General features: G+C 37.4%; 18 protein-coding genes, 1 tRNA gene and 1 pseudogene. 4 read left to right on the forward strand and 16 right to left on the reverse strand.

What is annotated here, in order from left to right; genetic code table 11:
* Positions 1-55 precede the first annotated feature (55 nt).
* The 3 genes from ABFU83_RS12305 (at position 56) to rpe (ending at position 2952) form a co-directional block, all read left to right on the forward strand.
* Positions 56-1015 carry a hypothetical protein gene (locus ABFU83_RS12305; RefSeq protein ID WP_347066304.1) on the forward strand — a complete coding sequence of 320 codons (960 nt, stop codon included), beginning with the start codon at positions 56-58 and terminating at the stop codon, positions 1013-1015.
* Between the two features lie 181 nt (positions 1016-1196).
* Complete coding sequence (locus ABFU83_RS12310; RefSeq protein WP_020212501.1) at positions 1197-2060, forward strand: RNA polymerase sigma factor RpoD/SigA; 864 nt, start codon at positions 1197-1199, stop codon at positions 2058-2060.
* Between the two features lie 229 nt (positions 2061-2289).
* The gene (gene rpe, locus ABFU83_RS12315; RefSeq protein ID WP_347066307.1) at positions 2290-2952 is read left to right on the forward strand and encodes a ribulose-phosphate 3-epimerase; all 663 of its coding nucleotides are present in this window, start codon (positions 2290-2292) and stop codon (positions 2950-2952) included.
* Between the two features lie 54 nt (positions 2953-3006).
* On the opposite strand, the gene ABFU83_RS12320 is transcribed toward rpe, so the two are convergent.
* From ABFU83_RS12320 to ABFU83_RS12350, 7 genes are all read right to left on the reverse strand, one after another.
* Entirely contained in the window at positions 3007-4026 is a 1020-nt protein-coding gene (locus ABFU83_RS12320; protein WP_347066309.1) for a T9SS type A sorting domain-containing protein, read from the reverse strand.
* Positions 4027-4097: 71 nt separating this feature from the next.
* Positions 4098-4517: a CBS domain-containing protein gene (locus ABFU83_RS12325; RefSeq protein ID WP_347066310.1), complete on the reverse strand. Its 420-nt coding sequence runs from the start codon at positions 4515-4517 to the stop codon at positions 4098-4100.
* Positions 4518-4608: 91 nt separating this feature from the next.
* On the reverse strand, positions 4609-5910 hold the full coding sequence (locus ABFU83_RS12330) for a TolC family protein (protein ID WP_347066312.1): 1302 nt from the start codon (positions 5908-5910) through the stop codon (positions 4609-4611).
* A 2-nt stretch (positions 5911-5912) separates the two neighbouring features.
* Complete coding sequence (locus ABFU83_RS12335) at positions 5913-8990, reverse strand: efflux RND transporter permease subunit (protein ID WP_347066314.1); 3078 nt, start codon at positions 8988-8990, stop codon at positions 5913-5915.
* A gap of 31 nt (positions 8991-9021) precedes the next feature.
* Entirely contained in the window at positions 9022-10080 is a 1059-nt protein-coding gene (locus ABFU83_RS12340; RefSeq protein WP_347066315.1) for an efflux RND transporter periplasmic adaptor subunit, read from the reverse strand.
* 176 nt (positions 10081-10256) lie between these two features.
* Entirely contained in the window at positions 10257-11105 is an 849-nt protein-coding gene (locus ABFU83_RS12345) for a zinc-dependent peptidase (RefSeq protein WP_347066317.1), read from the reverse strand.
* Between the two features lie 190 nt (positions 11106-11295).
* Positions 11296-12294, reverse strand: a complete 999-nt coding sequence (locus ABFU83_RS12350; protein ID WP_347066319.1) for a hypothetical protein — start codon at positions 12292-12294, stop codon at positions 11296-11298.
* A 170-nt stretch (positions 12295-12464) separates the two neighbouring features.
* Between ABFU83_RS12350 and ABFU83_RS12355 the strand changes: the two are divergent.
* Positions 12465-12578: pseudogene (locus ABFU83_RS12355) on the forward strand (IS3 family transposase); the annotation flags it as partial.
* Positions 12579-12642: 64 nt separating this feature from the next.
* Here ABFU83_RS12355 and ABFU83_RS12360 read toward each other — a convergent pair.
* The 9 genes from ABFU83_RS12360 to ABFU83_RS12400 form a co-directional block, all read right to left on the reverse strand.
* Positions 12643-14184 carry a serine hydrolase gene (locus tag ABFU83_RS12360; RefSeq protein ID WP_347066321.1) on the reverse strand — a complete coding sequence of 514 codons (1542 nt, stop codon included), beginning with the start codon at positions 14182-14184 and terminating at the stop codon, positions 12643-12645.
* A gap of 197 nt (positions 14185-14381) precedes the next feature.
* Complete coding sequence (locus ABFU83_RS12365; protein WP_347066323.1) at positions 14382-15695, reverse strand: serine hydrolase; 1314 nt, start codon at positions 15693-15695, stop codon at positions 14382-14384.
* 30 nt (positions 15696-15725) lie between these two features.
* On the reverse strand, positions 15726-16166 hold the full coding sequence (locus tag ABFU83_RS12370; RefSeq protein WP_347066325.1) for a MarR family transcriptional regulator: 441 nt from the start codon (positions 16164-16166) through the stop codon (positions 15726-15728).
* 690 nt (positions 16167-16856) lie between these two features.
* A complete protein-coding gene (locus ABFU83_RS12375; protein ID WP_347066327.1) occupies positions 16857-17699 on the reverse strand; it encodes a macro domain-containing protein in 843 nt (280 codons plus the stop codon).
* A gap of 12 nt (positions 17700-17711) precedes the next feature.
* On the reverse strand, positions 17712-18272 hold the full coding sequence (locus ABFU83_RS12380; protein ID WP_347066329.1) for a TIR domain-containing protein: 561 nt from the start codon (positions 18270-18272) through the stop codon (positions 17712-17714).
* A 199-nt stretch (positions 18273-18471) separates the two neighbouring features.
* Positions 18472-19494: a hypothetical protein gene (locus tag ABFU83_RS12385; protein WP_347066331.1), complete on the reverse strand. Its 1023-nt coding sequence runs from the start codon at positions 19492-19494 to the stop codon at positions 18472-18474.
* 675 nt (positions 19495-20169) lie between these two features.
* A complete protein-coding gene (locus ABFU83_RS12390; protein WP_347066332.1) occupies positions 20170-20694 on the reverse strand; it encodes a hypothetical protein in 525 nt (174 codons plus the stop codon).
* A 499-nt stretch (positions 20695-21193) separates the two neighbouring features.
* A tRNA-Arg gene (locus ABFU83_RS12395) sits at positions 21194-21267 on the reverse strand.
* A gap of 48 nt (positions 21268-21315) precedes the next feature.
* Positions 21316-21762, reverse strand: a complete 447-nt coding sequence (locus ABFU83_RS12400) for a GatB/YqeY domain-containing protein (protein ID WP_347066334.1) — start codon at positions 21760-21762, stop codon at positions 21316-21318.
* Between the last annotated feature and the right edge of the window lie 105 nt (positions 21763-21867).

Here is a 21867-nt window from a genome sequence, read left to right on the forward strand (position 1 = left end):
ACAAAATTGTACTTAATGTTATTTAAAAATTTTAAATTTGTGATTATCGCAAATCATGAAAGAACAGGAAATCCTTTTAAAAGCAATCCGAAAACAACTATCGGATCACACTTCGCTCATTAGCGAACTCGCTTCCGTTTTAAATATCAGCTATGATGCCGCACATCGGCGGATTTCACAAAAAAGTAAATTTACCATAGAAGAAACCGTTACCCTTTGTGGGCATTATAAAATCTCTATGGATAAATTGTTTTTTCAGGATCAGAAAGTAATCGTCGAAAAAACCAGAGAGATCCATTCCATGACCGATATGATTGCGTATTTCAAACATTCGTCCGAAAAATTACAGTTATTCAAGTCTCTTTCCGAAACCAAAATGTATTATTCGGCCAAAGATATTCCGCTCTTTTATACGGCAGATGGTACCTTATTGTCCAAATTCAAACTATATGTATGGATGAATCTTCTAAATGGGGATCAAAATCAGGAATCGTTCGAGAAATTTTCAATCGACGGTCAGTTGTCCGAATATACGCAAACGCTGAAAAAAGTATACGAATCCGTTGAAGTACATGAAATCTGGAACGATACGACTATCAACAGTACACTACAACAAATCCTGTATTTCTTTGAAGCCGGACTGGTTAACTTACAAAATGCAATTGCGCTATATGACGATTTAAAAGCCATTATACAGAAAGCCGAAGAAAAATGTGTTCAGGATCCACGATACAATATCTATTATAATGAATTGCTGATTTTAAATAATAATGTATTAGTTACGGATCCTAAAAAACAGGCATTATTTATTCCCTATACCATGTTGGGGTATTTTATAACCGACGATCAGGAAACCTGTTCCGGTACGCTCCGTTTCTTTTTAAATCAGCTTAAAAACTCTAAATCACTCAACGTATCCGGTACCAAAGACCGCAAACAATTCTTTAACAAATCACTACACAAAATTGATTTCTACATCGAGCGTTTAAAAAACGAGATTACCATCGATTTTTAAAAGGCTACCAATATTTGTCTGATAAGCGGTAATCAAATGCTGCAAACATCAAAAACAACCAGCTAAAAATAAGTGCTTTACACAGAATTTACGCTATTTTAAAATATTTTTAAAAATTGTGTAACTTTTTTACAACCGGTTACGTATAATTACTGAATACTTAAAAAGAGGAGATTCTTAAATGAGACAACTTAAAATTACCAAGCAGGTTACTAACCGTGAAACTGCTTCCTTAGACAAGTACCTACAAGAAATTGGAAAAGTTGACTTGATTACCGCCGATGAAGAGGTAGAATTAGCACAAAGAATTAAAGCCGGAGACCAGAGAGCCTTAGAAAAACTAACCAAGGCAAACTTGCGTTTCGTGGTTTCGGTAGCTAAACAGTATCAAAATCAAGGTTTGACTTTGCCCGATTTGATTAACGAAGGGAACTTGGGGTTAATTAAAGCGGCACAACGTTTTGATGAAACACGTGGTTTCAAATTCATTTCCTATGCCGTTTGGTGGATTCGTCAGTCGATCTTACAAGCTTTAGCGGAACAATCCCGTATTGTAAGGCTTCCTTTAAACAAAATTGGTTCGATCAATAAGATCAACAAAATGTATGCCTTGTTAGAGCAGTCTAACGAGCGCGCTCCTTCTGCAGAGGAAATCGCAAAAGAACTGGACATGACCGTTAATGACGTTAAGGAGAGTATGAAAAACTCCGGTCGTCACCTGTCGATGGATGCTCCGTTAGTTGAAGGAGAAGACTCTAACCTCTACGACGTATTGCGTTCCGGTGAATCACCAAACCCGGATCGGGAATTGATTCACGAATCGTTACGTACCGAAATCGAAAGAGCGTTAGAAACCTTAACACCTCGTGAAGCTGATGTGGTTCGTCTCTACTTCGGTTTAGGTGATCAGCACCCAATGACACTGGAAGAAATCGGTGAAACTTTCGACCTGACACGTGAACGTGTTCGTCAGATCAAAGAGAAAGCGATCCGCAGATTAAAACATACATCCAGAAGTAAAATCCTAAAAACATATTTAGGATAAAAATTAGGAAAAAACAGAATGTTTATTATCTTTATAAAATTGAACATTCGTACTAAAAATATTAAACGCAACAACAGTTTCAATAACTGTTCGTTTTTTGATTGATGATTGAAACTCCGGCTGATTACCGGAGTTTTGTTTTTTTACCCTTTTTCTTCTTTCGCAATTCTTTCGTTCTCCAGCAATCATAATCCAACATTTCGTTATCTTTGCAAACAAACACAACACAATGAAACATAACATAATTGCCCCTTCTGTCCTTGCAGCGGATTTTGCCAACCTGCAACGTGACATCGAAATGATTAACAACAGTGAGGCCGACTGGTTTCATATTGATATTATGGACGGCGTTTTTGTCCCGAATATCTCCTTTGGAATGCCGGTTTTAGATGCCATCACCAAACATGCCCGTAAAACAATTGACGTTCACCTGATGATTGTCGATCCGGACCGTTATATTAAAACCTTTAAAGATCTTGGCTCGGATATTCTTACGGTTCATTACGAAGCCTGTACCCATTTACACCGTACGTTACAAGCCATAAAAGCTGAAGGCATGAAAGCCGGTGTTGCTTTGAATCCTCATACAAATGTCGCTTTACTGGAAGATGTGATCAACGACATCGATATGGTATGTCTGATGAGTGTTAATCCCGGATTTGGCGGTCAGTCGTTTATTGAGAATACCTATAAAAAGATAAAACAACTAAGAGAAATCATTACTCGCAACAATGCTTCAACCTTAATCGAAATCGATGGCGGTGTAACCAATCAAAACGCCCGCCAGCTTATCGAAGCCGGAGCCGATGTACTGGTAGCCGGTAGCTACGTTTTTAAAGCTTCCGATCCCATTGCAACTATAGCCGATTTAAAAAAGATCACCTCTTTATAAAAAACAAAAGCAGCCTTTTCGAGCTGCTTTTTTTATTTGATCATATTATAACAATTACTCTTTTACCAGTTTTGTTTTTACGATTTCGTTATTATCGACATCAAAAGTCTTCACAAGATACACTCCTCTGTTTAATGACTCAACATTTACAGGGTAATTATCTGCATCCGCCAGAACCAATTTCTGATCCAGTACTTTAGCGCCTTTTAAATCATAAATTTCAACACGTCCCGGAACTGCCTGAGTCGCATTATAATTAACTTTAAGATTTAACACATTTGTAGCCGGGTTCGGATATAACAGCATTTTATTATTCGTTATAAAGCTTTCAGTTCCTAAGAAAGCCTGATAGTTCAGAATAAAAGGCATATCCATCGCCTGAGTCGATCCGGCATCTACAATTCCAGCCCAAGCCGTACCACTATACTGTTTTGCATTCGAGCCTGCAACTGTAAGCGCACCTGGAATGGTTACAGCCGGGAAAAAGATAGAGCCATCATTTGTCGCATGCACCTGGAAATCGACCCAGTAAGTTCCCGGAGCCAATGTCGCAGTAAGGTTTCCGCTAATGCGCCATATTTTACGGGTAGTACCCGGTGTATTGTTCCCGATACGGTACATATTGGCCTCACCACTACCGGCAGCATTGTAGATATTAGCAGTCATATTACCCGCTACTACGGTAGCCGTTCCTGAAGACGGGTCTCCGTTCCAGATTTGAACACGCATCTGATCAATCGGAGGTGTTGTTCCTGTAGAACCTGTCTGATAACAGAACAAATCCACTGTTGTCAGATTCATGGTAGACGTTACTGTAAAATTATCTGCAATACGTAAATTCGTAGTAGCGGCAGTATTAAAAATAGCCCCGAACCCTAAATTAGTATTTGTAGAACCTCCTACCGATTGCAATTCACTCCAGGTATATCCTGCCGGTGAAGTGGTCGAACCGTTAGCAGTAGTCGTTCCCGTAGTAAGCCCTCCATTTGTATAAAACCCCTGCGCAGAAGCAGTCAGTCCCATTAAAGCCAGTGTTAACACGGCCAAAAAATTCTTTTGAGTAGTTTTTTTCATAATATCCAATTAATTGTTTGATCAATTAAAATTAACAATTATTTTGAATATTATTTCATATTTTATTAAAATTAATACTGTTGTATCAAATATTTAATCAAATCAGTAGTTGTCACAATTCCAACCAACAAATCCCCTTCAACAACCGGCAAAGCATGAAACTCTTTTGTTGCCAATATTTCGGCCGCTTCTTTAATGGTCGTTTCGGGAGCAATGGTAACCAGTCTTTTAGCCATTACCTGTTCGATTGTAAACATATTATACACCGTAGTATCAATAATTTCTTCGTCATCGTCTACAGCGTCGGCAAACGAAATACGCAACAAGTCGGTATAACTCAGCATTCCAATGATGTTATTTCCATTCACCACCGGGATATGTCTGATGTTATTTTTTTTAAAGAGCATTTCGGCTTTGGTCAAATCATCAGTAAGATTGAGTTTAACCACATTTTTAGTCATAATAGACGATACAGGAACACGATGTTTCATAACTATATATTTTTGATTATGAGCTAATTTAGCCTTATAAATTTACAAAAACATTGACAAAAATCATATTCTGCAATCTTTTATATGTTCATTAAAATGTTACTGATCCGGTTAGTTCTTTTAAAGCCACTTCTGAAATTTTTGCCTGATAACGCGCCGCATTATGACGGGTTCGGGCAGTAATGTAGTTTAACTGGGCGTTTCGGAATTCTATTGTAGTGATCGTTCCTATTCTGAATTTTTCCAAGGTAATATCCAGATTTTGTCGCGCTATGTCTTCATTTTTTGCCTCCAGTTCCTTTAACTCCAAATTGGTCAGATAGGATTGAAATACGGTCGTTAATTGTGTATTCAGGCTTTGTTTTTGTTTGTCCAATAGAAATTGTGTGTTTTCAACCTGAAGGTTAGCAATTTTTTCGTTTCGGTGTTGCAGAAACCCGTTAAAGATGTTCAGAGTCGCACTTAATCCATAGTTAAATCCTCTGGAAGAAGATTGGGTAACGAAACCAAGACTGGACTCCGTTTCGGCAAAATTATAACCCGAATTTAATCTGATTACAGGATACCTGTTAGCCTTTACCTGTTTCAAATCCAGTTCGGCGACTCTTTTATTAATAATAGCCAACTGAATATCCGGATTTTGATTTTCCGCCAAACGCATCAGGTTTTTTAATTCCAGTTTACTATCAATGTGAACCGTTTCCTCAACCCGGTACGTTGTGGTTCGGTCGCGAACGAGTAATTCGTTTAACAGGGTTATCGTATTGGCATACAATTGCTTTTGCTTAACCAGATTCGTTACGTCGGTATTGAGATCGACCTGAGCATTTAAAACTTCCAATTTGGATGCTTTTCCAATTTTATAACGATTATCTGCCGTTTGCAATCGTTGTTTCGAAATCACAACGGCAGTATCCAACGTAGCCAGCATTTGTTGTTGTTGCACCAAATCATAGTAGGTTGACAACACATCGGCCACTTTGGTTACAATAGCCGATTTTAATTGTGTTTCTCCTTGTTTTTCGAGTTCTTTTAATTGATCATAGCGCGCAAACATGCGTAAACCATCGAATAGGGTCCAACCTAAAGTAACGCCATAGTTCAAGCTGTTGTTTTTGGCATTATTCAGTTCTCTTTGCGTACCATCGGCCTGTGTTTGCGTTGAATTTTGCAGGTTGTTATTTTTGGTCAACGTCGCATCCAACCTTGGCAACATTCCGGCATTGGCAACTCCTACATTTTTCTCACTGATCTTCGCCTGATTTGTCGCGATCAGAATGTCGTAATTATTTTTTAACGCAATTTCAACGGCTTCTTTGGCAGTCAGAATTTCCTGTGCCTTTACCAGATTTGTCGTTGCAATTGCAAATATAACTAACAGATACTGTTTCATAATTAGTCTTTAATAGTATCAAATTCCGGGCGGTGTTTACGCGCTCTCGACCACATCAGGTAAATCGCCGGAATCACAAATAATGTCAATATTAACGAGAAGATGGTCCCTCCCACAATAACCACTCCCATTCCCATACGGCTCTGCGAAGCAGCTCCCAACGATAACGCAATTGGCAACGCACCTAATGCAATGGCCAAACTGGTCATTAAAATCGGGCGTAAACGGGATTCGGCCGCTTCCACAATCGCATCGTATTTACTCTTACCCTGCTCCCGGAGTTGGTTCGCAAATTCGACAATCAGGATACCGTTTTTCGTCACCAGTCCAATTAACATAATCGTACCTATCTGACTAAATATATTCCACGTCTGACCGAATAGCCATAAGGAGAATAAAGCTCCTGCAACCGCCATCGGAACGGTTAGAATAATGATAAACGGATCGATAAAACTTTCGAACTGCGCGGCAAGAATCAGGAAAATCAGTAATAAAGCCAGTCCGAAAGCGAATGATGTATTCGAACTACTTTCCACAAAGTCACGGGATTCTCCACCCAAATCGGTTGTAAAAGTATCGTCCAGCACTTTGGCCTTAACTCTTTCCATCGCTTCGATACCATCGCCAAGACTTTTACCCGGTGCTAATCCCGCCGAAACGGTAGCCGACATATAGCGGTTGTTATGGTAAAGCTGCGGCGGACTACTTTGTTCTTCTATTTTCACTACGTTATCCAACTGAATCAGCTTTCCGTCTTTGTTACGTACAAACATCGAAGTCAGATCCATTGGCGCGCTACGGTCTTTTTTATCGAATTGCCCCATTACCTGGTATTGTTTTCCGTTCATCATAAAATACCCAAAACGCTGACCACTTAATGAAAGCTGTAACGTCTGTGCTACATCGATAACCGAAATCCCCATACTCTCCGCTTTTTCACGATCGATGGTGACATAAATCTCCGGTTTGTTGAATTTCAGGTTTACATCCGTAATTGAGAACGTCGGATCTTTGGCCACTTCGTCCATAAATTCCGGAATTTTTTCTTCCAGTTTTTTAAAGTTCGGTGCCTGAATAATATATTGTATCGGAAGTCCTCCTCTACGGTTTACGGCAATTGTAGGCGATTCGGAAACCGCTACTTTGGCTTCGGAATACTGTTTGGTCCATTTTGATAAATCGTCGGCGATTTCTTTTTGCGATCGTTTTCGCTGATCCGGTTCTACTAATGACAAACGCGCTACACCACTATTTACAGAAGCCGATCCAAATCCGGGCGATGTGATGATCAAACTAACTTTTTTCTCCGGTACAGAGTCGTTTATTAAGTTCGTTAGCTCACTCATAAAGCGATCCATATAATCGTAGGTCGCTCCTTCCGGTGCGGTTACCCGCATGGTGATATAACTACGATCGTCATACGGTGCCGTTTCTTTTTGTAAGGTTTTAAAGAATAGCACAATCAATCCGATACATCCGATCAAAATTGGAAAACTCAACCATTTGCGTTTTAGAAAGCTTACCAGTGACGCAGCGTAACCTTTGTTCATTTTTTCAAAGTACGGCTCTGTCAGGTTATAGAATTTTGTTTTTTTCTGTTCGCCTCCTTTCATCAGGTAGGCATTTAACATTGGGGTTAACGTTAACGATACAAAGGCCGATATCAATACCGCCGCACCGATAACCACTCCAAATTCCCGGAACAAACGTCCTACGAATCCTTCAAGGAAAATTACCGGTAAGAATACCGCGGCCAACGTAATCGAAATCGAGATCACGGCAAAAAAGATTTCGTTGGAACCTTTTACAGCCGCTTCAATCGGCGACATTCCTTCTTCTACTTTTTTAAAGATATTTTCGGTTACTACGATACCGTCATCAACTACCAATCCGGTTGCCAGAACGATCGCTAACAGGGTTAATACGTTAACCGAGAATCCGAAAATATACATGATAAAGAAGGTCGCGACCAGCGATACCGGAATATCAATCAACGGTCGGAAAGCAATCGCCCAATCCCGGAAAAACACATAGATGATCAATACTACAAGGATAACCGATAACAACAGGGTTTCGGCTACTTCCAAAATCGCTTTTTTTACAAAAACGGTATTATCGATGGCGATATTCAGTTTAAAATCTTTCGGTAAGTCTTTTTTGAGCTGGTCGTATTGCACATAAAATTTTTCGGCAATGTCCAGATAATTCGTTCCCGGCTGTGGAATAATCGCCAAACCAACCATCGGCTGACCGGAATCGCTCAGTTTTGTTTCCAGGTTTTCGGCTTCCAGAGAGGCTTTTCCAACGTCGCTCAAACGAACGATGTTATCACCATTGGCACGAATGATAATTTTATTAAATTCTTCTTCGGTTGATAAATTTCCAATCGTTTTTACCGTCAGTTCGGTATTGTCTCCGGTTAGTTTCCCCGAAGGTAATTCCACGTTTTGCTTGTTTAAGGCCTCGCGCACATCGGAAACCGTACAACCATAGGATGCCAGTTTTACCGGATCGATCCACAAACGCATCGCATATTTTCGTTGTCCCCAAATCTGTACGCTACTCACGCCTGGAATGGTTTGCAAACGCTGTGCAATCACGTTGTCGGCATAATCACTTAGTTCCAGTACGTTTTTATTATCACTCTGAACCGTCATGGTAATAATCGGATCCGAATCGGCATCGGCTTTCGAAACCACCGGCGGCGCATCGATGTCCTGTGGCAAGCTTCGTACCGCCTGCGACACTTTGTCCCGTACGTCGTTTGCGGCTTCTTCAAGATTTTTATCAAGGTTGAACTCAATCGTGATATTACTACTTCCCTGATTACTAGAGGAGGTGATATTCCGAATACCGTCGATCGAGTTGATCGCTTTTTCGAGTGGTTCGGTAATTTGCGACTCGATAATATCGGCATTAGCTCCGGTATAACTCGTTCGAACGGATATCTGCGCCGGGTCGATCGATGGGAATTCCCGTACGCCCAGATAGGTATATCCGATGATTCCGAACAAAATCAACATCAGGTTGATTACGATCGTTAAAACCGGTCTTTTGATACTTGTCGTAGATAAACTCATGTTTCAGTGCTTTAATAGGTGAGGCTTCGCATTAGTTTTTGATCGCGACTTTAACCGGCATATCATTTTTAAGTGTCATCACACCACTGGTCAATACCGTGTCGCCCGTTTTTAAGCCTGAAGTGATCAGGATATCTTTGGCCGTACGCGGTCCGGTTTCTACAACAACTTCTTTGGCTTTACCTTTTTCGGCTATAAATATTTTTTTACCGTTCTGAATTGGGATCAGCGCTTCGGTTGGCACCAACAAGGCATCATTAATGCTTTCCAGCGGAAGTGCAACATCAGCATAGGTTCCCGGCAGTAATTTCCCATCCGGATTTTGTGCCAGTGCGCGCATCTGAAGCGTTCGGGTCGCAACATCCACACCCGGCTCAATGGCATATATTTTGGCTTTAAAGACATCTTTTGATCCGGCTATCGTAAACGAAATGGTCGCGTCCTTTTTCATTTGGGTAGCGTATTTTTCCGGTATGGAAAAGGTAATTTTCACCTGATTCATGTTGACCAGGTTTGCCACTACGGTTGTTGGCGTTACATACGTTCCTTTTGAAATCGCCCGTAGTCCTATTTTTCCGGAGAAAGGAGCTTTTACACTGGTTTTGGCCAATTGCGCCTGTATCAGCTGGGTTTGTGCCTGAGTAGAACGCAGTGTGGCGTTGGCCGTATCGTATTCTTCCTGACTGATGGCTTCTTTTTGCAATAACAAGCGGGCTCTTCTTTCGTTTTCGGCAGCCAATGCCTGTTGGGTTCTGGCCTGCGCCAGTTGTGCCCGAAGTTCGCTATCGTTAATTTTAAACAACACCTGTCCCTGTGTTACCGGAGTTCCTTCGTTAAAATTGATACTTTCTACAATTCCGGAAACTTCACTCCTGATTTCCACCTGTTCGTTCGCCTCAATGGAACCCGACAGGGATAAATTATCGGAAAACACCTGTGGTTTCAACACAATTCCGGAGACTTTTGTAGCGTTTTTACCTTCGCCTTTTTTACCGCCATCCCCTTTTTCTTTATTAGCCGAAACGCGATAGAATATCATTCCGCCCAACACTATAATCAGAACGAGATATACAATATGTTTACCTTTCATAGTATCGTAATGTAGTTTTTTTGTATTGCTTTATTTGTATCAACAACAAAGCTAATTTTTAAATGCTGTATTCGTCACTACATTAAATTTAATTTAACACTATTTTTAGAATTTTAAATATCTGATAATGTAATCAAAACATTTCCGCATCTTTTTGTTGTTTTTTCAACTCACGCTTAACGATCTCTAAAATTAATCATCTTTTGAATATGATCATATAAAACCGGGAAATGGTTTCGGAATGTTTCCGGGGTTTCAAAAAAATGTTCCAGCAATACGGCCAGAAATTCATACCGGTTTTCAAATGCGTATTCCCTAAAATACCCCGATTCCCGGAGTTGCTCACTATACTCCGGATTTTTTAATTCCTGTAAGATTTTTGCAAACATTTTTTCAAAAAGTATGGCACTCACATGATTGCTTTTAGCACACTGAAAATGCAGCGCATGGGTAAATTCATGCAATCCCAGATTACGGTTGTCGTGCGCATCCTGATAACCGGCGACAAAATCTTCCCAGGAAAAAGCGATTGTTTTTAATGCCGGGTTAAATTCTCCAATATGATACGCCTGAGTGGCTGCCGAATAGTATTTTGACGGAAAGACGACAATCTTCGTAAAAACAGTATACAGGTAGTTGCGCATGCCAAAAGTGAGCATCACCGACGTCGCCGCTATCAATATTTTCACTTCATCGGTGATTGGTTGCCCTTGTTGACCGATAAATTGGTATTTTGAGATAAAACATTTTACCCGATGTTCAAAGTAAGCCTGATATTTGGGTGACAATTGCTGATAAAACGGAAATTGCGTTTGCAAAACATACAATTGTGCATCGGTTAATTGCTGTGGAAAAAGATAAAAATGGACGTAAAATGGCTTTTTAAAAAAATACGCATAAAACAGTTCGGCCAATCGGATACCATACGCCAACAAGATCATCAGTACAATCGCCATGGCACTCCACATCACTATCAAATCATCTTCCTCCGCGGAGGCCGCAACCAAAAAATAAAGCGCTTTCATAGCAATGGGATCAAGAAATTTAAAAAGGCGTTTTTACTGATTCTTACAAAGAAATGATTTTTATTTGTTTCTATCAAACGTTATTGTTTCTCTTTGTATTCCCTGTTTTCCCGAAAATTGATTTTGATTTTGTGTCCGATTTAAAAAGACGGTTGCTTTGTAGTAGTTTCCACCTTTACAATAGTTCCATTTACAAGCAATCACAAGATTGTTTTAGATAAGTGCTTTTTGCTATTGCGTTTGACCCTGAAGCTACTTTAAGTACTAATTTATGCCAACTTGTAAGATCATTATTGGCTTTATACAACGAAATTTCCAGCTCATTTTCGTGTAAGAACTCTAAAAATGCATTTTGGTAATTTCTTACAGGAAAACTCTTATTTTCTATTTTTTTATACTTCTTTTCTAAACTTTGTCTAAAGTTTTTTCTCTTACCATTATTCGAATAAATTTCTCTTAGTTTTTCTAATGTCTGAAGATTATCGGCCGATATTGCATATACGCCAATAGTCGAAACGAGTAAATGAACGGGCAGTGATGGATCGCGGTTCCCTTTGTTTCTGATAAAATTATGTCCGGAATAGAATTTATCCAACATAAAGAGATCGGTAGCCGAAAACATTGCATAATAGCTTTTCAGATGACAATGTATCCCTCCAAATAATAAGGGACATTTCGAATAGTTGACATGATTACTTCCTGTATTTTTTTCGGGCACTTCCGATACGACAAGACTTTTCTTTTCATTTACAGACAAATTAAAACCTTGTTCCTTTACACCATCCAGTACTTGAGGCATTTTCAAATATCGGATAGCTTTTTTAAATTTAACACTCTTAAACAAGTCATTAAGTTTCTTACAATGCAACTCTTTATTTAGCCGTTTCTGATCCGGAATTACACGCTTTACACAATGGTTTGAATGTGCATCAGTAAATAATTCAATTGAAGCACTGCTTTTGAAACAGCATGACATGTAAGCACTATCTTTTCGGAGCATTTTTGACAAGTTCTCTCCGGTATACCTTTCCTTAGAAGCCGTTGAAAATTTCTTTTCTTCAAACCATTCTCCCGGAATCGCTTCCTTTACTTTTATTTTTTTTGTACGGCTCACAACTTTCTCTTTCAGCTCGTAACCTATAAATATTATCAGAATGACAACAATCCATACTTTTAAAACTGCTTTCATAATCCACTATCAATTAGGCCATAAACCAATATTACCTAATAAAAAATGGAATCAATACTGAATAAACTGTTGTTAAGTTATTTTGAACTAAAAGTTCGTTCAAGCTGACAGAAAACAAGCAGCCGATTATTCGCAACTACAGCACATATAAAATATAAAAAAGGACAAGCCAATTGAAACAAGAGATTAGAAAGTATATCAATTATTATAATAACGATAGGATTAAACTTAATTTAAATGGAATGAGCCCGGTTAAATACCGGGCTCATTATTGTCAAATTTAATTATAAATCTGACTAACTTTTTGGGGGCACTCTAAATGGTTTGCTCTTTTTATACTGGAAATACTTACTTTTTATCGGCAACCCGCTCAAATAGTACCGGTTTTTCGTTACCATCCAGAAGCAGTTCTATTCCATGAATTTTACCGTCTACATCGGACGTAAAATTAAACATCAAATTACTTTGCCCGGTATCCACTTTTCCTTTTTTATCGACAGCTCTTGGATCAAAAACATCATAATGAAAATGTTTCAGTATTATTTTACCCTCTTGTAATTTTGTATATAAACCCTTATTTTCAATGGTTATTTTGATGGTTCCATAGGCCGGGTTTGCATAAGAGCCAACATACTCTTTTAAAGGATGGGATGGTTTTGTATTTGGGACGGGCATCTTTTTAGTTTCCTTTTTTACCTGAAACGCTTTTTCTGCCGCAGCAGCTTTTACTTCGCCATTCCAGTCTTCCGGTTTTAAATTGAGCATTCTATCGGCAATAGAATTACAAACTATCATCGGAACTTTCGATACATTTTGATTTGTCAGGACAACGATCCCTAACTTATCCGAAGGAAAAAAGGCAACATTCGCCGAAAACCCGTTAATATTTCCGCCATGTTCTACTAGGTAGTGTCCTCTATAGGAACCGATCATCCAACCCAAACCATAATTGGCTAAAAAAATATCGCTATGCTTATCCGGCAGATCAGCACTCATAACCATTTGAGAACTCATCGCTTCGGTGATGTAGTTTTTGGGTAAGATTTCTTTTCCTTTAAAAGACCCGTCGTTAATCCAAACCTTTAACCAGTTGGCCATGTCGTTTACACTACTGTTGATACTTCCCGCAGGTCCCATCCCGTTAATGTTGTAATAGTCAACCTTTTTAATCGCATTTTCTTTCGATACCGTATAAGGCAAAGCGGCATCACTATCGTTCTGAAACGTGATAATATCGGTGTTCGAACGCGTCATTTCCAAAGGAATAAAAAACTTTTCCTTTATATTATCTTCCCAGGTTTTACCACTAAATCGCTCTACAATCATCCCTTGTGCGAGGTACATAAAATTATTATAGAACCATTTCTCGCGTACGGCTGCTGTAGGCTTCATATACTTTACACGGGCAATAATACTATCTCTGTCTTTGGAATTAAATAGAAACCACGACGAATCGTATCGGGACAACCCCGATCGATGCGCCATCAGATCTCTCAGTATAATCTGACTGTTCATTGCATCATTATAAAATCGCAACTGTGGTAACAAGTCAACGGCTTTATCTTCAAAGGTCAGTTTACCTTCTTTTTTCAGCAATCCCAATAAGGAAGCCGTAAAAGCCTTGGAGCTTGAACCTATTGCAAAAAGGGTATTGGTTGTAACCGGTTTTTTGTTTTCGACATCGCGATAGCCAAATCCTTTGCTGTAAATCACTTGATCACCTTTTACAACCGCTACTGCAAAACCGGCAATATGCTGGTCGTTTAAAACGCTTGTCAGTACGGAATCGATTTGTAAAAATGGATCATTAGTGTGTCTTGTTTTTGAGATTTGTGCCACTACAGGGACTGAAAGTAGCAAGCAAAAAAGAGCGGCTAACGAAAACTTCATAAGGCTTTATGTTTTCCCAAAGCTACACTTTTTTCTGTTCTGAAAAAACTATCGACCAATGAATTACCGGGTGAATCCACTTCCTAAATCCGGGCAGTATCGTGATTGATCTGCGAATTTACCGTTGCTTTTACCGCACAAAAAGGCAACGCCTCTAATAATGAAATACTGGAAAATATAGGCTTGTGTTTGGGGTACTATTTTTCTTTTCGTTTAACCACCTGCACACCGGCATTCGTTATTAAAAGCGAATGAACTCTTCCTTTCTTATCAGCGATAAATTCAATGGTTCTATCCGGGTTATCTGCCCGAAAGAATTTTTTATCCGATTCAGGTAAAAGCTGTATTTCTTCATCATTATAACAGAGTTTTCCGTTTATTTTCAGGATGTTTATGTTCTCATACTTTCCAACATAATCGTCGTAGAGTTGGGTATTTGTCGGAACTTGTACATGATGATAGGGCAGCGTCACAGGTTTCCCGAATACGATCCCCGCAAGAGCTGGAGCGATTAAATAAGAGGGCGATTGATTATTGGATAAGACCACGATAAACAAATTGTCCTGGCTAAACCAATTGAAGGAGGTCATGACCCCGAAAAACCCACCATCGTGGGCAATCAGCTGATGTCCCTGGTTATAGGGAGGATTGATGATCAGCCCATAACCAAAATGCTGGTCGTTATAGGGCGTAAACATTTTCGTTTTGCTCGCTTCCGAAATGAGCTTCCTTCCCTGGAATAGAGCCTTGTTCCAACGATACAGATCTTCAACCGTGGAATAGATCCCGTCATGCCCGATATTAACTTCCCAGTTGATATACGGATTGTTGACATAGCCTTGTGCAGTACGGCAATAAAAGCTTGCTTTTTGGGGAATGATCGCGTCATTTGTAGTTACGCCCGAGTTGCGCATGTCTGCTACAGAAAACAGATGCTTTTGCAAATAATCGGCATATTTTTCACCAGAAACCTGCTCTATGATCCGGGCCAGTAAGAAATATCCAATATTGCTATAGCTACATGCCGTTCCTGGGGAGAAGAGATACGGTTTTTTTTCAATCGCTGCCAATACCGAGTCATTGGAAAGCTGGGTCGATTTTAGGTACAATTCATCGAAATCCGCATCCAACCCCGAAGTATGCGCCAATAGCATATGAATAGTCACAGTGTCACCTTTCGGGAAACCGGAGAAAAAGGTATTCAGTCTGGAATCGAGTGACAGTTTCCCGCTTTCAACCAACTGTAGGATCGCGACTGCAGTAAACTGCTTACTTACGGAAGCCAGTCCGAATTTTGTGTCCGGGGTATTCCGGATCTTCCAATCGTAATTGGCCAACCCATAGGCTTGTTGTAACAGGATGGTATCTTTGTTAGCTACCAATACAGCACCTGAGAAGCCGTTGACATCTGTCTGCGCCTGAAGATAGGCCGCCAGCCTAGAAGGTATATCGGATTGACTATAGCCCGGTAAGGCAAGCAGTATACTGAACAAAAAAATAAGTTGTTTCATCGGTTCTGTTTTTTGGTGCTATTTCTGTAGCTAATTTCTGTTACAATTGGAAATAATCTTTTGGAGCAGGGTGTTTAGTTGTTCGATCTCTCCGTCAGTTAAGCCTTCCAAAGCAGTCTGCCGACTAGTTGTGATGACGGGTTCGAGTTCGTGAATTATTTCCTTACCCTTAGTCGTCAGGCTAAGCTGAAACTGTCTTCGATCCGTTTTTTTGAACGTTCGTTCCAGGTAACCATTCTTCACCATCAGCTCAATCATCCGTGTTAATGAAGCCACGTCTTTAAAAACAAGCGCCGCCATCTCCTTTTGTGATAATTCCGGCTCTCGCGCAAGCAGGAACAATACCATCGCTTGATCCAAGGTGATATCATCAGCCAGTTTATGAATATTTTTCTGGCCGAATTTCCGGTATTCTTTAATGGCTCGTTCTATGGAGTAGAAAATCGTTTGTGTAGGAGTTGTAAATTTCATACTTATTCATTTGATGCAAATATAATTGATGTATCAATAAAAATAGAAATATTTCGAGAATTTATATTTCAGCCATTTATACTATAAAAAAAGGAGACAACTAAACAATAGTTGTCTCCTTAAGTGAACTCGAAGGTACAAATCTCGAACCAATTGTTCGAAGATTTAAAGCTTCTAAGCGATCTCTTAGCTGCGTAGTCAATATTATCTCGGCATATACAAAACATAATATCTATAAGGTCGCTAATTTTATATTGACGAAGATAAAACTGTAAGAACTTTTAATCGATAATGCTATTTCGATACGCATACAACTGTCGAATTTGGAGTTTTTTTTCAATATGATCTTGTTGAACATCATCAATTACATTTAAATCTTTTATTTACGAATTGTCAACAATAAATTAGGCGTATTATAGGATCTATATATTACAGATTAAACAAAGAAGCCTGAGGAAGCCTATTAGGCGACATTAGATGTGTTTTATTACATGACACTCTTATATTGTTTTAAATCACGACAAACAAATATACTGAAAATGCTAGGCTGAAAAATTAACTAAATTATTAGCGAATTTGATTTTTTCCAATTTCAGTATCTCAGTTGACATTGATAAAATTTGACATATACTTTATTGAAATAACCGATATAGCAATCGTGTGTTAAAATACCCTATTGGTAATTTAATTTTATAAACCCAATTCTATTGATTTAATATCAAAAAGATTTATTTGTCCAATTTTACCCTCATGAATTACTATAGTAAGTTTAGCTGGGTATTTAAATTTCATTTCACTTAATTTAAATGTCCAAAGCATTATTTTTAACAACTCTTCATCATTTATGTTCTTATGCTCTTTAATTCTCGTAATTCCAGAGCCAAAAACTGGAACAGATACTGTTCTCTGAGCATAAACACGATTTACTCTATCCCAAAAATTTATTAAAAACTCTATATACTCAGGCATTGTAAGGGTTGCTTTATTATGTTCATCAAACTTAGAAAATGCTGTTAGAATGAAATCGTCATATACAAAGATTGTACTTAATTTGAATTTGACTGATTTACCACCATATCTTCTGTCAGCTTGATTATTTATTATATTTAGCTGATCTGAATTATCTATTATAAAACTATCAAGTTCTGCAATGTTGTTATTAAAGAATTTATTTATATAAATACCATTCAGCGAACTATTTGAAATAATTTTATCATCAACTATAGTATCAAAATATTCATTAAATGGTATCACCTTTAATCCTTGTTCAGAAAATAAGTCACCACATTTAATATTTACTTTACTGCCATCTACATCTACTTCTATATTTGTTAGCCGATTTGCCCACCACCAAATTGCTAAATAAATTAGAATTAATATACTGAATGTGATATATCCAAATAACTTTAAATAATCTTTGTATCCATCAGGTACAACATTAAAAAGTAAGACAAATGATAATATACCTGAAATAACAGAGAAGAAAATCCAAAATTTACTCCTAACTCCTTTGTCTAAAAAATTAACTTTCATCTTTGGATAAGATTAATAAAAATAATTTCCAGATTCTATATTAGATCCATCTCTAAAATCTGAATCCTCTAAAGCTTTTTTAATAGTTTCTTTGTTCATTGGAACGTGAAGAACTGATACATTTTGCATTGAATCCCTAAAAACGGGTAACTTGTTCCATAAGTTTATTACAGTATTATTTAATTTTTTTTTATCATTTGTTAGAATTTCATCTCTAGTTTTTAAATCAGGATATATTACAATTATCGGAAGATTTAGTGTATTTATACCGTAATCAATCTCCTCTCTTAAAGCCTTTGAATTTAACGTGTTTTCGCTTAAAAATAAAATAATGTTTTGAGAATTTCTTAATCTTTGTCTAAGTCTTGGTTTAAGAGTATTTTCCCAATCACTACTATCTCTAACATTATAAGTTGTATCATGTGCATTATTAAATGGGAATGAATTATCAGCTCCTTTCCATGCTTTAAGCATGTTGTAATAACAAAAATCTTTAGCTGCATGTGCTCCTAAAGATGATTCATTGAATGGTTCACTTACATAAAATGCAGAATAATTGTAGCTTTTACTCATATTTTAATTTTCATTGGTTATTTAATTAAAAGTGTAGTTTGGAAACCATTACCTATAACATTATTCGGCTTGCCTATATGGCGAATTTTTAATACTAAAGTTCAATTTAATTACTTACTTGAACCTTGAACAAATGTTTCACAGAAGGACTTCACCCGCCATATTTGCCAAACTGATCTTAGCGGTTCCGGCTTTTTGTTTAATAAATTAGATTTTCTAAATATTTGTTTAGTAGATAAGGTAGCTCTTTAATGTACATTAGATTTTCTTTCCTCATTCCATTCATTTCTCTTATCATTGGATGCCCTAACGTGATTTCTAATACTTCTTTAAATTCTTCTACAGCTACCACTTTGGTTTTCTTGTCAGATTTTGATTTTAGAACCTCTACCAGCTCTTTTCCTAAATCATATATCCAAGGAAAGTCATTTTTGAAGAAACTTAACGAGATTAAAAATCCAAAATGATTTCCTCCATTTTTTAATGGCATATGCAATATTTCCTCCATCATCATTGGGTGAAATCTTTTGGACATATGTCTTAATTCTATTTCGTTTCTTTCATATCTACTATAATGGTCTTGAACTAATCTTTTGATTTCTTCAATATTATCAGAAAGTTTTGGTTCAGGATTTCGTAGCAACTTTTGATTATTTCTAGAAAGGTCTAAAATCTCTTCGAGTATTTCTGAGGTTTGAATTTTACTATCTTCTTTTTCTTTATGTTCTTCTGGGTCGTCTTGAACATTTTTCAATTTATTTAATTCTTCTTCCAAAGTCGGATACCAAACTTCAAAAGCTTTTTCAAGTCTTGCATCTGTAATACAAGTATCTCCACAAGCTTTGTTTAGTGTGCTTAAAAGTTTTTTAATATCTTCTTTTTGAAAAATTGTAGATTGAAATTGTAAAATTGGACCATTCACTTCTGAACGTTTAATGTCAAAGAGAAAAGGACTTACAAAAGATTTCTCCATTGTTTTTGATAATGCGCCAGCTTCAAAAGAAAGCCAAGGTGCATTCATATTTTCTTTGGTTACACATAAAATTCCAAATGTTGAATTCTCTAATTCCTTTGCTATGTCTGTACTCCATCTTGCACCTTTATCAATGTCTTCTGATGAAACATACGGTTCAATTGTTTGAATTACTGAAGGAAACCAATCTCTGAAAACTAATGCAACTTTATGGCTCTTGTTTCCAGACCAACTAATAAATACTTTCATTTAAATTATATTGTCGTTAATTATATTTCAATTACAGGGTTATCATAGTCTGACTGGATATGCTAACTTAGCCTGGAGTTAGTGATACGAACAAAATCTTAAATATAGCCGATGAAAGAATGGCGTAAAAAACAACTATGTATAAAAATGTAGCTTAACTTTTATTCTACTTTTTGTTTGCACATTCATGCATTCAATAGGCACATTTTTTCCAGAGGTGATTATGTATAACTGCTAACAGTGTTTTCACTAAATTTTTACGAGTTTATTTCGTTAAAAAGTAACCCCGTATCCACAAATACGCAAGAAAGCAATTTATACATGAGAAAGCAATACGTGTTTTTACCTAATTTATAGACAAATAAATTTTAAAGTGTTGAATTAGAATTTGTAATAAAAAAGAAGAGAATAGCTTTGTTTACTTGGGAAGAATAGCGTAAATACGTATAATAAAAAAACCTGAAAAAAAATTATCACGGATTTCAAATAATTGCAGAGAGGAAGGGTACGCACCCTTCTTCTTCTATCGCCTTGTTTATAGGCTTTCCAGATTTTCAAATAAAAATGGTAACGATTTGGTAACGTAATACTGTCATCATTAGGCTGCTATTGTCACAAATTTGACACTGAACAACTAATAGCAACGAGAATAAATTATTGTCATTTAAGCTTTCCTCAAAAGAAACCTCTTAATCCATCCATCCCGCTATTATTAAGTATGTCAGAAATTGCTGTTAATAATTCGTCTAAATAAAGTGTTTCACCACGGAATACAACTGAATTATTAAATGAGTTATATCCTCTATGGGTATTTAAAGGAGGATCATTGAAAAATTGACTCCTAAGAGCGGGGTTCATAGCCAAATCGATATATACACCACCTGATTTATTATTAAACCATTCTTCAACACGCTCATCGTAATGTTCGAAATGATTACGAAATTTACGGTTAGAAAGAGGATTGTCATTTTCAACTTTGAGCCATTGCCTTAATCTTTCGCCACGCATTTCATATTTCTTATTAGGCCATAGAATTTTCGATATGTTCCCAGCTGCCACAAGAATAGACTGAATTGAGCACCAAGTTTCTACATTATCAAATTTGTCATGCGTAGCCAGTAAACGTTCTGCAGCTCTTTGTGCAATTTTGGATTGGAGTTGAATCTCCGTTATTAAAATCATGTCATGAAACTCTATCATGTGTTTATTTTTTTTGCGTTAATAAAGTCATTTTTTAGTATTGTCATGATTATCATGATTACACTTAAAGTAATATAAAAGCGTAGTGGAGATTCCAAACAAGTCTATCTAATGCTTGCATGCGGTTCGAACTTTACTATAAAAAAGACTTGTAGAATTATTTCCTATGAAATATGGCTTAAATTCCTCTTTTCAAAGTACGGATTAAAAAAACAAAACACTATAAATCAATCATTTAAATACGGTTCGAATCCCGTTATCTTATCATAAAGTAAGACATCACAGCTATTGCGAAAAAAGTGTAGATTAAGTCTATAGAAGCCAGTAATTACAAGGCTTGGGCACTTTTTAGTAATAAAGTGTCTGTTTTTGATTTAATTACCGCTAAAAAAACGACAAATAATACACTATCAAAGCAAAAAAAACTTAAATCACTACAAATCAATAATTTAAAAACAAAAAAAAGTCTCCAAAAAAGAAAACTCTTTTGGAGACTAGGTGACCACGGAGGGGTTCGAACCCCCAACCCTCAGAGCCGAAATCTGATATTCTATCCAGTTGAACTACGCGGCCATTTTTAATCCGATTGCAAAGAAAACAATCTGATTTGATTTTTGCAAATTATGTCAGCAGCTTTTTTACAATTGTTGAAATTGTTTTCCCATCGGCTTTACCCGCCAATTCTTTAGAAGCAGCTCCCATTACCTGTCCCATGCTTCCCATTCCGGAAAAACCACCGTCGGCAATAATTTTTGTTATAATTGTTTCTACTTCTGCTTCAGACAATTGCGCCGGTAAAAACGTTTCAATCACGGCAACCTGAGCCAATTCCGGATCCGCTAAATCTGCACGTCCCTGCTCGCTAAAAATAGCCGCACTGTCTTTTCGTTGTTTTACCAGTTTTTGTAATATTTTTATTTCGTCTTCTTCTTTTAATTCCTGACCCGCTCCGGAAGTCTGTGCTAATAAGATTTCTGATTTTATGGCACGTAAGGCTTCTAGCGCTACGGTATCTTTGGCTTTCATGGCCGTTTTCATTTCGTCCATGATCTTAGTCTGTAAGCTCATATTTATTGGTTTAATTTTAGTTTATGATCCGAAAAAGTGATTCCCCGAATGCCATTTGTACGACATTCTTTGTTCCGGTATGCTGTGCGAAGATATAAAAAATAA

The organism is Flavobacterium sp. WV_118_3 (genome assembly GCF_039778605.1).
Classification (GTDB): Bacteria; Bacteroidota; Bacteroidia; order Flavobacteriales; family Flavobacteriaceae; genus Flavobacterium.